The organism is Pantoea sp. At-9b (assembly GCF_000175935.2).
Classification (GTDB): domain Bacteria; phylum Pseudomonadota; class Gammaproteobacteria; order Enterobacterales; family Enterobacteriaceae; genus Pantoea.
Genome location: NC_014837.1, coordinates 1254421 through 1267677, shown reverse-complemented (window position 1 = coordinate 1267677; position 13257 = coordinate 1254421). Strand labels below are relative to the sequence as shown.

12 protein-coding genes are annotated in these 13257 nt (G+C 54.7%); all 12 read right to left on the bottom strand.

What is annotated here, in order from left to right:
• Nucleotides 1-72: 72 nt before the first annotated feature.
• Nucleotides 73-1332: a cell envelope integrity protein TolA gene (gene tolA, locus PAT9B_RS05720; protein ID WP_013508311.1), complete on the bottom strand. Its 1260-nt coding sequence runs from the start codon at nucleotides 1330-1332 to the stop codon at nucleotides 73-75.
• Nucleotides 1333-1357: 25 nt separating this feature from the next.
• Nucleotides 1358-1786, bottom strand: coding sequence for a colicin uptake protein TolR (gene tolR, locus PAT9B_RS05715; RefSeq protein ID WP_013508310.1), 429 nt, complete (start codon nucleotides 1784-1786; stop codon nucleotides 1358-1360).
• 13 nt (nucleotides 1787-1799) lie between these two features.
• Nucleotides 1800-2486 carry a Tol-Pal system protein TolQ gene (gene tolQ / locus PAT9B_RS05710; protein WP_013508309.1) on the bottom strand — a complete coding sequence of 229 codons (687 nt, stop codon included), beginning with the start codon at nucleotides 2484-2486 and terminating at the stop codon, nucleotides 1800-1802.
• A complete protein-coding gene (gene ybgC / locus PAT9B_RS05705) occupies nucleotides 2483-2905 on the bottom strand; it encodes a tol-pal system-associated acyl-CoA thioesterase (protein ID WP_369700778.1) in 423 nt (140 codons plus the stop codon). Before ybgC ends, tolQ begins: the two co-directional genes overlap by 4 nt.
• 190 nt (nucleotides 2906-3095) lie before the next feature.
• Complete coding sequence (gene ybgE / locus PAT9B_RS05700; RefSeq protein WP_013508307.1) at nucleotides 3096-3389, bottom strand: cyd operon protein YbgE; 294 nt, start codon at nucleotides 3387-3389, stop codon at nucleotides 3096-3098.
• Nucleotides 3389-3502: a cytochrome bd-I oxidase subunit CydX gene (gene cydX / locus PAT9B_RS29605; RefSeq protein ID WP_013508306.1), complete on the bottom strand. Its 114-nt coding sequence runs from the start codon at nucleotides 3500-3502 to the stop codon at nucleotides 3389-3391. Before cydX ends, ybgE begins: the two co-directional genes overlap by 1 nt.
• Before the next feature lie 15 nt (nucleotides 3503-3517).
• Entirely contained in the window at nucleotides 3518-4657 is a 1140-nt protein-coding gene (gene cydB, locus PAT9B_RS05695) for a cytochrome d ubiquinol oxidase subunit II (protein ID WP_013508305.1), read from the bottom strand.
• A gap of 11 nt (nucleotides 4658-4668) precedes the next feature.
• The gene (gene cydA / locus PAT9B_RS05690) at nucleotides 4669-6240 is read right to left on the bottom strand and encodes a cytochrome ubiquinol oxidase subunit I (protein WP_013508304.1); all 1572 of its coding nucleotides are present in this window, start codon (nucleotides 6238-6240) and stop codon (nucleotides 4669-4671) included.
• A gap of 663 nt (nucleotides 6241-6903) precedes the next feature.
• Entirely contained in the window at nucleotides 6904-7779 is an 876-nt protein-coding gene (gene sucD, locus PAT9B_RS05685; RefSeq protein ID WP_013508303.1) for a succinate--CoA ligase subunit alpha, read from the bottom strand.
• Complete coding sequence (sucC, locus tag PAT9B_RS05680; RefSeq protein ID WP_013508302.1) at nucleotides 7779-8945, bottom strand: ADP-forming succinate--CoA ligase subunit beta; 1167 nt, start codon at nucleotides 8943-8945, stop codon at nucleotides 7779-7781. Before sucC ends, sucD begins: the two co-directional genes overlap by 1 nt.
• A gap of 75 nt (nucleotides 8946-9020) precedes the next feature.
• Entirely contained in the window at nucleotides 9021-10244 is a 1224-nt protein-coding gene (gene odhB, locus PAT9B_RS05675; protein WP_013508301.1) for a 2-oxoglutarate dehydrogenase complex dihydrolipoyllysine-residue succinyltransferase, read from the bottom strand.
• 15 nt (nucleotides 10245-10259) lie between these two features.
• The gene (gene sucA, locus PAT9B_RS05670; RefSeq protein WP_013508300.1) at nucleotides 10260-13067 is read right to left on the bottom strand and encodes a 2-oxoglutarate dehydrogenase E1 component; all 2808 of its coding nucleotides are present in this window, start codon (nucleotides 13065-13067) and stop codon (nucleotides 10260-10262) included.
• Nucleotides 13068-13257: the final 190 nt, after the last annotated feature.

Genomic DNA, 13257 nt, shown 5'->3' with positions numbered 1-13257 from the left:
TTCCTGAAAAAACACGGGTACTCATAGAGTACGGCAAGCTAACCTTAGTTCAACCTGCCGTATGTTACTGCATTACTGAGGTTTGAAATCCATTGGTGCGTTTTTGAACACTTCATACACCGCCTGTGAAGGTGGCTTCGGAATCCGCGCCTGTTTTGCCGCCGAGACTGCTGCCTGACACAACGCAGGATCGCCGCCCTCTGCTTTCACATCAATCAGTAAGCCATCCGGGGCCAGCTTGATGCGCAGGTTACACTCTTTACCTTTGTATGAATCGGCATCATAGAAACGGCTCTGAATCGCTGCCACAACTTGTCCCATGTAGGAGTTGATTTCAGCGCCTGAAGCTCCGGCTTTCTTCTGATTACCTTGTCCAGCTGCTGCCCCGCCACCGGAAGCGTTACCACTTTTCGGTGCATTCTTACCGGATGAAAGGCCACCCAGCAGATCGTCAACAGCGTTTTCATTCTTCGCCGCTTCGGCTGCCGCTTTCTTCTTGGCATCAGCCGCTGCTTTGGCTTTCGCCGCTGCATCCGCCTTCGCTTTTGCTGCCGCTTCGGCTTTTTCTTTCGCCTCCGCTGCTGCCTTCGCTTTCGCTTCTTCAGCCGCTTTCTCTTTCGCTTCCTGCGCCGCTTTTGCCTTAGCATCTGCTGCAGCCTGCGCTTTGGCTTCCGCATCAGCTTTGGCTTTCGCCTGAGCCGCCGCCTTCGCTTCCTGCGCCGCTTTCTCTTTCGCCGCTTCCGCAGCCGCGGCTTTCGCCTCTTGCTCGGCCTGTTTCTTCGCCTCAGCAGCTGCCTGCTTCGCTTCAGCAGCGGCTTTTGCCTGGGCATCTGCCGCCGCTTTCGCCTGCGCATCCGCCTGTGCTTTGGCATCGGCTTTCGCTTTCGCCGCCGCCGCTTCAGCCGCTTTCTGTTCTTCCTGCGCCTGTTTCGCCGCCGCTTCGGCTGCTTTTTGCTGTTCAGCCTGCTGTTTCGCCTGCTCTTTGGCTTCTTGCTGCGCCTGCAGACGTTCTTTCTCCAGCTCTTTCAGACGCTGTTGTTCGGCGGTCTGCTTCTGTTGTAACTCTTCTGCCTGCTGCTGCGCTTGTTTCTCACGCTGCTGCTCAGCACGCTTGCTATCGCTTTGTTGATTCTGCTGACGATTATATTGATCGACCACGGCACCCGGGTCGACCATCACCGCGTCGATATCGCTACCGCCGCCACCGCCGCTGGATTCGATTTTTTCGTTAAACGAGCTCCAGACCAGCAAGGCGATCAACACGATGTGCAGAATCACCGAAATGATTATCGCGCGTTTTAACTTCTCGTTTTGCTCGGTTGCCTTCGACACTCTCGGTTCCCAAAAACGGTTCGCTTTAAATCGGCTGCGTCATCAAACCGACAGATTTCACGCCAGCCTGATGCAGCAGGTTAAGCGCCTTGATGATTTCGTCGTAAGGCACGTCTTTCGCACCGCCGATCAGAAAGACAGTCTTCGGATTGGCTTCCAGTCGACGCTGCGCTTCGCTCACCACTTGCTCAGGAGGCAGTTGGTTCATGCGGTCATGATCCACCACCAGGCTGTACTGCCCTACCCCGGAAACTTCGACAATCACCGGCGGGTTATCATCGCTGGAGACGGTTTTCGAATCGGTTGCATCCGGCAGATCCACTTCCACGCTTTGGGTAATGATCGGTGCTGTCGCCATAAAAATCAGCAACAGCACCAGCAGCACGTCCAGAAGTGGAACGATGTTGATTTCCGACTTAAGGTCGCGGCGTCCGCGACCACGGGTTCTGGCCATCGTTTACCTCGACTTACTTCGTGTTGTCGGTGGAGAAAGCCTGACGATGCAGGATAGCCGTGAACTCTTCCATAAAGTTGTCGTAACCCTGCTCCAGCTTATTCACACGCTGGTTCAGACGGTTGTACGCCATGACCGCCGGAATCGCGGCAAACAGACCAATTGCGGTGGCGATCAGCGCTTCAGCGATACCCGGCGCAACCATCTGCAAGGTCGCCTGCTTCACAGCACCGAGGGCGATAAAGGCGTGCATAATCCCCCACACCGTACCAAACAGACCGATATAAGGACTGATGGAACCGACGGTGCCAAGGAAAGGAATGTGGTTTTCCAGCGCTTCGAGTTCACGGTTCATTGAGATACGCATTGCACGGCTGGCACCTTCCACCACCGCTTCAGGCGCGTGGCTATTGGCTCGATGCAGGCGCGCGAACTCTTTAAAACCAGAATAGAAAATCTGCTCTGAGCCGTTCAGTTCGTCACGACGTCCCTGGCTCTCCTGATACAGACGAGACAGCTCGATACCTGACCAGAATTTATCTTCAAACGCTTCGGCTTCGCGTCCGGCAGCATTAAGAATGCGGGTACGCTGAATAATGATTGCCCAGGAGGCAATGGAAAAGCCGATCAAAATCAACATGATAAGTTTGACCAGAAGGCTCGCCTTCAGGAACAAATCAAGAATATTCATGTCAGTCACTGCTTGAACTCCGCGACAATAGACTTGGGAAGCGCAATCGGCTTCATTAGATGTGGGTTGATGCAGGCAATCAGGACTTCTGCTTCATTGAGCACTTTGCCTTCATTATTCACGATACGCTGCGAGAACGTCATGGTAGCTCGCGTCATTGAGGTCACTTCGCTCTGGATTTCCAGAAGATCGTCAAGACGTGCTGCCGCCAGATAGTCCACTGTCATACGCCGCACCACAAAACAGATCTGCTGTTCCAGCAGTGTCTGTTGATTGAAATGGTGCTGGCGCAACATCTCGGTACGTGCTCGTTCATAAAAAGCGATATAGCTGGCATGGTAAACCACACCACCGGCGTCGGTGTCTTCGTAATAGACCCGAACCGGCCAGCGAAACAGCGTTGTACTCACTCTACATCCCGGTATCATTTTAAACGTTGCTACTATACGCAAGTGAGATCAGCTTGGGAATGGCCCGCTGACGCCGCGAGAAAATAATTATCACACGGTAACAACCGGAAGGATTTTTGGCAGGTTTCTTGACCAGACGCTGACATAAACTCACATCAGCGCCTGAAATTTCTACAAAAAAAGAACAAAATTCGTCCCGATCGTGGACTTAACGGTAAAACCAGAGAATTCCCGCCACCAACACGATCATCGCCGGCAACGGCGTGAACAAAGCTTGCCAGCGCAAGCGTCGGGGCCGGAACCCGGTGCCATGAATAACACCGGTGCACACCGCCCAAATCACGACCAGTCCATGCCAGACCGAAAGTGCGCTGGTCTTCGCCGCGTAGCGTGACGGGTCCCAGAATACACAGCCCGCCAGCCATAAGGCCAGCAACAGTGAAAGGGCCCGTAACGGGCCCTTATCCATCAGACGATACAGTGTCTGAAACAATCCGCGCATCAGGCTTTATCACCCTTTGCTGCGGCTTCTTCCGCACGCTCCAGCGCCAGTGCTGCGATCACACCGAACGAACAAGCCAGCAGGGTGCCAAGTATCCAGGCAAAATACCACATGCTCTTTCTCCTTACTCAGTACAGGGAGTGCGTATTGCTCTCAATGTGTTCTTTGGTGATGCGACCGTACATTTTGTAGTAGCACCAGGCGGTGTACAGCAGGATGATCGGCACAAACACGATGGCTGCAAAGGTCATGATTTTCAGCGTCAGCGCACTGGATGTCGCATCCCACATGGTCAGGCTGGTGCCCGGCACGGTGCTGGACGGCATGATGAACGGGAACATCGCAATGCCCACTGTCATGATCACCCCTGCCAGAGTCAGCGACGAGAAGATAAATGCCCAGGCACCCTTCTCTGCACGCGAACACAGAATGGTCAGCAGCGGCATCAGTACACCCAGTAGCGGGAAGATCCACAGGATTGGCGTCTGCTGGAAGTTAACCAACCAGGCACCGGCTTCGCGCACCACATCTTTACCCAGTGGGTTAGATGCCGCATGGTGATCGATAACGCTTTTCACCACATAACCATCAATACCGTATTTCACCCACACGCCAGCGAGAATGAAACACACCATCATCACTAACGCGGCAACCTGCGCCACCGAACGGGAACGGACATGCAGTTCGCCGGTGGTACGCATTTGCAGGTAAGTCGCGCCCTGCGCCAGGAACATGGCGACGCTGATGACCCCTGCCAGCAGACCAAACGGGTTCAGCAGTTGGAAGAAGTTGCCGGTATAGAACAGGCGCAGATATTCATCAGCGTGGAAAGGCACGCCCTGCAACAGGTTGCCAAACGCCACACCAATCACCAACGGCGGCACGAAACTGCCGATGAAAATGCCCCAGTCCCACATGCCACGCCAGCGCACGTCTTCAATCTTGGAACGATAATCAAAACCGACCGGACGGAAGAACAGAGACGACAGCACCAGAATCATCGCCACATAGAAGCCGGAAAACGCAGCGGCATACACCATCGGCCAGGCAGCAAACAGCGCGCCACCAGCGGTGATCAACCATACCTGGTTACCGTCCCAGTGTGGCGCGATAGCGTTGATCATCACGCGACGTTCGGTGTCGGTGCGGCCCATCAGACGGACCAGCATCCCTACCCCCATGTCGAAGCCTTCGGTGACAGCAAACCCAACCAGCAGAATGCCGATCAGCAGCCACCAGATAAATCGCAACACTTCATAATCAAACATGGTAGCTCTCCTTATCCACGCGCCGGTTGAGTCGATGCGCTAATCTGCTCATGGTGGTAGCGGCCGGTTTTCAGGCTGCTTGGACCCAGGCGGGCAAATTTGAACATCAAATACATTTCCGCCACCAGGAACAGGGTGTACAGGCCGCAAATCAAAATCATTGAGAACAGCACATCACCGGTGGTCAGCGAAGAGTTCGCTACCGCTGTCGGCAATACCTCACCCACCGCCCACGGTTGACGGCCATACTCTGCGACAAACCAACCTGATTCGATGGCGATCCATGGCAGCGGAATACCGTACAGCGCCGCTTTAAGCAACCACGGCCACTTGCCAATGCGATTGCGGATGACGCTCAGGAACGACAGCGCAATGATGCCCAGCAACAACACACCACACAGCACCATGATACGGAAGGCAAAATAGAGCGGTGCGACGCGCGGGATCGAGTCCGCCGTGGCTTTCTGAATCTGCGCTTCAGTGGCGTTAGCCACGTCCGGGGTATAGCGCTTCAGCAGCAAGCCATAACCGAGATCCTGTTTGCTTTGCTCAAAGGCAGTGCGTACCGCCGGATCTTTACTCCCGGCACGCAGTTCGTTCAGCAACGCATAGGCTTTCATACCGTTACGGATACGCACTTCATGCTGCGCCAGCAACTCTTTCAAGCCGGTTACCGGGGTATCGACTGATCGGGTAGCAATTAAACCAAGCAGGTAAGGAATCTGGATCGCATAGCGGTTCTGCTGCGCATCCTGATCCGGAATACCAAACAAGGTAAAGGAAGCCGGAGCCGGTTGGGTTTCCCACTCAGCTTCGATGGCAGCCAGTTTGGTTTTTTGCACGTCACCCATTTCATAACCGGATTCGTCACCCAGCACGATAACGGACAGCACCGCAGCCATACCGAAGCTGGCCGCAATGGCGAAGGAACGCTTGGCGAACGCAATGTCACGCCCTTTCAGCAGATACCAGGAACTGATACCGAGGATAAACATCGCCCCTGCGGTGTAACCGGCTGCCACGGTGTGCACGAATTTAACCTGCGCTACCGGGTTAAGCACCAGTTCGGAGAAGCTCACCATCTCCATACGCATGGTTTCGAAGTTGAACTCAGAGGCAATCGGATTTTGCATCCAGCCGTTCGCCACGAGGATCCACAATGCGGACATGTTCGATCCCAGAGCGACCAGCCAGGTCACCGTCAGGTGTTGTACCTTACCGAGGCGATCCCAGCCGAAGAAGAACAGGCCGACAAACGTAGATTCAAGGAAGAACGCCATCAGGCCTTCAATGGCCAGCGGCGCACCAAAGATATCGCCGACGTAGTGTGAGTAATAAGACCAGTTGGTCCCGAACTGAAATTCCATGGTCAGACCGGTCGCCACACCCAGAGCAAAGTTGATACCAAACAACTTGCCCCAGAATTTGGTCATATCTTTATAAATCTGTTTTCCCGTCAGGACGTATACGGTTTCCATGATCGCCAACAAAAACGCCATACCGAGCGTTAATGGCACGAACAGGAAATGGTACATCGCCGTCAGAGCAAACTGTAAACGCGACAGCTCGACAATATCTAACATGATGACTCCTTGCTCCTCGCATGAACTCCCTCTGCGGGCGACAACGGTAAAAGACAGACATTGACGTGCAGAATAAGAGTCAGGAACGACTGATTATTGATTCCAGTTTTGTTTTGTTACCGACAGAACAGAGAAATCTGCTGCCCGAAGTGAGCGAGTAACTGTGATGAAAAAGCCCTGAAAACGCATCGCAACAATCGGTTTTCGACAGACGAGAGTGCGGAGGCGACAGAATTGATATAACAACGCCTGGCACAAACTCCTGAAAAAACATGGAAATGATTGAATTGATGTAGCGCAATTTATACCGTTTGCGCTGCGCTTTGCCAGCGGTAAAGTTTGTTATATCTCAGCATTTATTGATCTGAGATAACGTACAAATTTTCCAGATGTGTATTGTTGGGCAGGTTGTTAATTAGTTGTCATGAGACGATGACGTAATTAAGAAAATAATTACCTTTGCCATAAAAATTTAACGAAGCGGCAGGTAAGACTTTCATAATTTTCAAACAGAACGCCTGCGAATTTGCCCTTCTTTACCTTTCTGACAAGGTAAGCATAGACGGCAATTGTGACCACGCAGGATTTTTCCCCACTTTTTCAGTGGCTACAGACATAAAAAAGCCACCCGCAGGTGGCTTTGTGCTTTAACAGACAACAACCTTATTTAGCAGGCAGAACCGCTTTCACGGCGTCACCGATGTCAGCCAGGCTGCGCACGGTTTTCACGCCAGCCGCTTCCAGAGCAGCGAACTTCTCATCCGCGGTACCTTTACCACCGGCAATAATTGCGCCAGCGTGGCCCATACGTTTGCCTTTCGGCGCGGTCACACCTGCGATATAACCCACAACCGGCTTGGTCACGTGCGCTTTGATGTAGGCTGCCGCTTCTTCTTCAGCGCTACCGCCGATCTCACCGATCATCACGATCGCTTCGGTCTGCGGGTCTTCCTGGAACATTTTCAGGATGTCGATGAAGTTAGAGCCTGGGATCGGGTCACCACCGATACCGACACAAGTAGACTGGCCGTAACCGATGTCAGTGGTCTGTTTCACCGCTTCATAGGTCAGGGTACCGGAACGAGACACGATACCGACGCGACCCGGCAAGTGAATGTGACCCGGCATGATGCCGATCTTACATTCGCCCGGGGTGATCACGCCTGGGCAGTTCGGGCCGATCATACGCACGCCAGCTTCATCCAGCTTCACTTTCACGGTCAGCATATCCAGCGTCGGGATACCTTCAGTGATGGTGATGATCAGTTTGATACCGGCATCAATCGCTTCCAGGATACCGTCTTTGCAGAACGGAGCCGGAACGTAGATTACGGTAGCCGTGGCGCCAGTGGCTTCCACCGCCTCACGCACGGTATTGAACACCGGCAGGCCGAGATGGGTGGTGCCGCCTTTACCCGGCGTTACACCGCCAACCAGCTGCGTACCATAGGCCAGCGCCTGCTCAGAGTGGAAAGTCCCCTGGCCACCGGTGAAACCCTGGCAAATGACTTTGGTGTTTTTGTCGATCAGAATGGACATTATTTACCCTCCGCAGCAGCAACAACACGCTGTGCCGCGTCTGTCAGGCTGGTTGCTGCAATGATGTTCAGACCGCTGTCCGCCAGTTTCTTAGCGCCCAGCTCGGCGTTGTTACCTTCCAGACGTACCACCACCGGTACGTTGACACCCACTTCTGCCACTGCACCGATGATGCCGTCTGCGATCAGGTCGCAACGCACGATGCCGCCGAAGATGTTAACGAATACCGCTTTCACTGCATCGTCAGACAGGATGATTTTGAAGGCTTCAGTGACGCGCTCTTTGGTTGCGCCGCCGCCGACATCAAGGAAGTTAGCAGGCTGACCACCGTGGTGTTTCACGATGTCCATCGTACCCATCGCCAGACCCGCACCGTTGACCATACAGCCAATGTTGCCTTCCAGTGCGACGTAGTTCAGTTCCCACTGGGTCGCATGCGCTTCACGCGGGTCTTCCTGGCTCGGGTCACGCATTTCACGCAGTTCCGGCTGACGGAACAGGGCGTTGCCGTCGGCACCCAGTTTGCCATCGAGGCACACCAGATCGCCCTGCTTGGTGACAACCAGCGGGTTGATCTCCACCAGCGCCAGATCGCGCTCGAGGAACATGGTCGCCAGACCCATAAAGATTTTAGTGAACTGGCTGACTTGCTTACCGGTCAGGCCCAGTTTGAACGCCAGCTCGCGGCCCTGATACGGCTGCGGACCCGCTAACGGATCAAGCGCCATTTTGTGGATCAGGTGCGGGGTCTCTTCCGCCACTTTCTCGATCTCAACACCACCTTCGGTCGAGGCCATGAAGACCACACGACGGCTGGCACGGTCAACTACCGCACCCAGATAGAGTTCCTGATCGATGTCAGTCGCGGCTTCCACCAGAATCTGGTTTACCGGCTGACCTTCGGCGTCAGTTTGATAGGTCACCAGACGTTTGCCCAGCCAGTGTTCAGCAAAAGCGCGGATCTCTTCTTTGCTCTTAACCACTTTCACACCGCCCGCTTTACCGCGGCCACCGGCATGAACCTGACATTTCACTACCCACGGGCCAGCGCCAATTTTTGAGGCGGCTTCTTCTGCTTCACGTGGCGTAGTACAGGCGTAGCCCGTCGGTGCCGGCATACCATACCGTGCAAACAGCTGTTTCGCCTGGTATTCGTGTAAGTTCATGATGTTCTATCCATTCAGGTCTGAAAAGACTAATGAGTGTTGGGCGCGTCTTTTACCGGACGCGCCCGGTGAAAATCAGACGTCCAGCAGCAGACGTGCCGGATCTTCCAGCATCTCTTTCACTGCCACCAGATAGCCGACAGACTCGCGGCCATCAATCAGGCGGTGATCATAAGAGAGCGCCAGATACATCATCGGCAACACCACAACCTGGCCATTCACCGCCATCGGACGATCTTTGATAGCGTGCATACCCAGAATTGCGCTCTGCGGCGGGTTGATGATCGGCGTGGACATCAGCGAACCGAACACACCACCGTTGGTGATGGTGAAGTTACCGCCGGTCAGCTCTTCCACGGTCAGCTTGCCGTCACGGCCTTTTACCGCCAGCTCTTTAATTTTCTTCTCGATGTCAGCCATGCTCAGCGCATCAACATCTTTCAGCACTGGCGTCACCAGACCACGCGGGGTGGATACCGCGATGCTGACGTCGAAATAGTTGTGGTACACCACATCTTCACCGTCGATTGACGCGTTCACTTCCGGGAAGCGCTTCAGGGCTTCAACCACGGCTTTGATGTAGAAGGACATAAAGCCCAGACGCACACCGTGACGCTTCTCGAAGGCATCGCCGTACTGCTTACGCAGATCCATGATCGGCTTCATGTTGACTTCGTTGAAGGTGGTCAGCATCGCGGTGCTGTTTTTCGCTTCCAGCAGACGTTCAGCTACACGCTTACGCAGACGCGTCATCGGCACGCGTTTCTCGCTGCGATTCGCAACCGCCGTCGGCGCAGCGGCAGCAGCAGGCTGCGCAGCCGGAGCGGCTTTCGCTTCGGTTTTCTTCGCCAGATGTTTTTCGACATCTTCACGCGTGAGTCGACCGCCCACGCCGCTGCCTTTGATCTGGCTGGCGTCGAGGTCATGTTCCGCGATCAGGCGGCGAATCGCCGGGCTGAGCGCGTCGTTGCTCTCTTCTTCCAGAGACGCAGTCTGACGCTGTGCTGGCGTAGACTCCTTGCTCTCTACTTTCGCAGTAGTCTCTTTCCCGCTGCTGTTGCCTTCTTTCAGACGGCCAAGGATCTGACGAGAGGTCACGGTTGCGCCTTCATCTTCCAGCACCGCATCCAGAACGCCGTCGGCAGCAGCCGGCACTTCCAGTACCACTTTGTCGGTTTCGATTTCGACAATCACTTCATCGCGACTGACCGCGTCGCCGGGTTTTTTATGCCAGGTTGCTACCGTTGCGTCCGCTACGGATTCAGGCAAATCGGGAACGAGAATATCTACACTACTCATTATCTTTCCTTTTTATTAACCAAGGTTCAGCGCGTCGTTAACCAGGTCTTGCTGCTGTTTTTGATGTACGGACATGTAGCCCACGGCCGGTGAAGCAGAAGCCGGACGGCCTGCATAACGCAGTGACGCACCAAACGGAATCACTTCGCGGAAATGATGCTGACTGCAGTACCATGCGCCCTGATTCAGCGGTTCTTCCTGACACCAGACAAAATCCTGCACATGGGCATAAGCTTTTAATGCTTCCTGTACCGCTTTATGCGGGAACGGGTACAGCTGCTCAATACGAATAATCGCGACGTCGTTCTTCTCATTCTTACGACGTTGTTCCAGCAGGTCGTAATAAACCTTACCAGAACACATCACGACGCGTTTTACCTGTTTCGCATCAAGCGCATCGATCTCGCCGATCGCGGGCTGGAAGCTACCGTTAGCCAGTTCGTCGAGGGTGGAAATCGCCAGCGGATGACGCAGCAGCGACTTCGGTGACATCACGATCAACGGACGACGCATACCGCGCAGCGCCTGACGACGCAGCATATGGTAAACCTGCGCCGGCGTAGACGGCACACACACCTGCATATTCTGTTCAGCACAGAGTTGCAGATAGCGCTCCAGACGGGCGGAGGAGTGCTCCGGGCCTTGACCTTCGTAACCGTGCGGCAGCAGCATCACCAGGCCACACATACGGCCCCACTTCTGCTCGCCAGAGCTGATGAACTGGTCGATCACCACCTGTGCACCGTTGGCAAAGTCACCGAACTGCGCTTCCCAGATGGTCAGCACGCGGGGTTCTGCGGTGGCATAACCGTATTCGAAGGCCAGCACCGCTTCTTCAGACAACACCGAGTCCCAGACTTTGAACTGGCCCTGACCATGATGGATATGGTGCAACGGCGTATAGGTTGAACCGTTCGCCTGGTTGTGCACCACCGCATGACGGTGGAAGAAGGTGCCACGGCCAGAGTCTTCACCTGACAGACGGACCGGGATGCCTTCATCGACCAGCGTGGCGTAAGCGAGGTTTTCCGCGCCGCCCCAGTCAAAGGCTTTGTTGCCTTCGGCCATCTCTTTACGATCGTTGTAAATCTTGGCGACACGCGCCTGGACTTCAACCGCTTCCGGTACCTGGCTGATACGGCGAGCCAGTTCCTGCAAACGTTTCATTTCCACAGTCGCCGGATAGCTCTCATCCCAGTCGTGGTTGAGATACGGTGACCAGGTAAAGGAGTGCAGACTCATCGGACGCCATTCCGGCACCACGCATTCACCGGCATCCAGTGCATCGCGGTACAGGTTGACCATCTCGGTGGCATCTTCCAGTTTCGCAATGCCATCGGCTTCCAGACGGTCAGCGTAAATTTTACGCGGCGTCGGATGCTTTTTGATTTTCTGGTACATCAGCGGCTGGGTGGCGCTTGGCTCGTCGGCTTCGTTATGGCCATGACGGCGGTAGCACACCAGGTCGATAAACACATCACGTTTGAAGGTGTTGCGATAGTCGAGCGCCAGACGGGTAACAAAGGCAACGGCTTCCGGATCGTCCGCGTTAACGTGGAAAATCGGGGCCTGCACCATTTTACCGATATCAGTACAGTACGGCGTTGAGCGGGCATCCAGCGGATTCGAGGTGGTGAAGCCCACCTGGTTGTTGATCACGATGCGAACCGTTCCGCCCACTTCGTAACCGCGTGCCTGCGACATGTTCAGGGTTTCCTGCACCACGCCCTGACCGGTTACCGCTGCATCACCGTGAATGGTGATCGGCAGCACTTTATTGCTGCTCGGTTCCGCCAGACGATCGAGACGCGCACGCACTGAACCCATTACCACCGGGCTAACGATTTCCAGGTGCGACGGGTTAAACGCCAGCGCCAGGTGCACCAGACCGCCTTCGGTTTCCACGTCTGACGAGAAGCCCATATGGTACTTCACGTCACCGGTGCCGAGATGTTCTTTATGTTTACCGGAGAACTCGTCGAACAGATCCTGTGGCTTTTTGCCCAGTACGTTGATCAGTACGTTCAGACGACCACGGTGCGCCATACCCAGCACCACTTCGCGGGTGCCGCTTTTACCGGCATGGCGGATCATCTCACGCAGCATCGGTACCAGCGCATCACCCCCTTCCAGCGAGAAGCGTTTCGCACCAGGGAATTTCGCGCCGAGGTATTTTTCCAACCCTTCTGCCGCGGTCAGCTCTTTCAGGAAACCTTTTTTCTCTTCAGTGCTGAATGTCGCGTGTCCCACCACCGATTCAATGCGCTGCTGAATCCAGCGTTTTTCGTCGGTATTGGTGATGTGCATGTATTCGGCACCGATGGAGCCACAGTAGGTCTGTTTCAGCGCTTCATAGAGATCGGCCAGCTTCATGGTTTCTTTGCCGATAGCAAAAGAACCTACGTTAAAGCTTTCCTGAAAATCGGCGTCGGTCAGGTCGTGATATACCGGGTCGAGATCCGGTACGGCGTCCTGCTTCCACAGGCCGAGTGGATCAAGGTTAGCGTGCTGGTGTCCGCGAAAGCGGAAGGCGTTGATCAGCTGCAGCACCTTAACCTGTTTAGAGTTAGCGGCCGGATCAGTGACTGTGGAAGTGTAACGCGTTGCGTCTTTAGCCAGGCGGCGGAAGTAATCGCGCGTGGTGGAGTGAAACTGCTCAGGTTTCACGCCGGTGCCAGGCAGCTGTTGGAACATGTCGCGCCACACTGCATCAACAGAGTCAGGATCGGTCAGGAAATCCTCATAGAGTTGCTCTATGTAAGATTGGTTCGCGCCGGCCAGCCAGGAGGAGTCCAGCCAGGGCTTCATCGCGCTGTTCTGCATTGTGATCCCTTAAGCATTAGTCTGCTTTTTTTGAGGTTTCATTGTTGCCGCTTTCGCGGCTTGCCGTAGTGAGTTCAGCGATACGAGCCCTTGCGCTATCGGCGCCCGACTCGTAAGGGAACCTTTATAAGCGTGGTGTTGACCGCGCTTATAGAGGCTTCCGTAAACTGCCGGGAACCTGAGGTTCCCG

Bases quoted from the DNA above. Each gene is read 5' to 3' on its own strand.
- odhB (WP_013508301.1), bottom strand. From the start codon at position 10,244: ATGAGTAGTGTAGATATTCTCGTTCCCGATTTGCCTGAATCCGTAGCG.
- cydA (WP_013508304.1), bottom strand. From the start codon at position 6,240: ATGTTAGATATTGTCGAGCTGTCGCGTTTACAGTTTGCTCTGACGGCG.
- ybgE (WP_013508307.1), bottom strand. From the start codon at position 3,389: ATGCGCGGATTGTTTCAGACACTGTATCGTCTGATGGATAAGGGCCCG.
- sucD (WP_013508303.1), bottom strand. From the start codon at position 7,779: ATGTCCATTCTGATCGACAAAAACACCAAAGTCATTTGCCAGGGTTTC.
- tolR (WP_013508310.1), bottom strand. From the start codon at position 1,786: ATGGCCAGAACCCGTGGTCGCGGACGCCGCGACCTTAAGTCGGAAATC.
- sucA (WP_013508300.1), bottom strand. From the start codon at position 13,067: ATGCAGAACAGCGCGATGAAGCCCTGGCTGGACTCCTCCTGGCTGGCC.
- cydX (WP_013508306.1), bottom strand. From the start codon at position 3,502: ATGTGGTATTTTGCCTGGATACTTGGCACCCTGCTGGCTTGTTCGTTC.
- ybgC (WP_369700778.1), bottom strand. From the start codon at position 2,905: ATGATACCGGGATGTAGAGTGAGTACAACGCTGTTTCGCTGGCCGGTT.
- cydB (WP_013508305.1), bottom strand. From the start codon at position 4,657: ATGTTTGATTATGAAGTGTTGCGATTTATCTGGTGGCTGCTGATCGGC.
- sucC (WP_013508302.1), bottom strand. From the start codon at position 8,945: ATGAACTTACACGAATACCAGGCGAAACAGCTGTTTGCACGGTATGGT.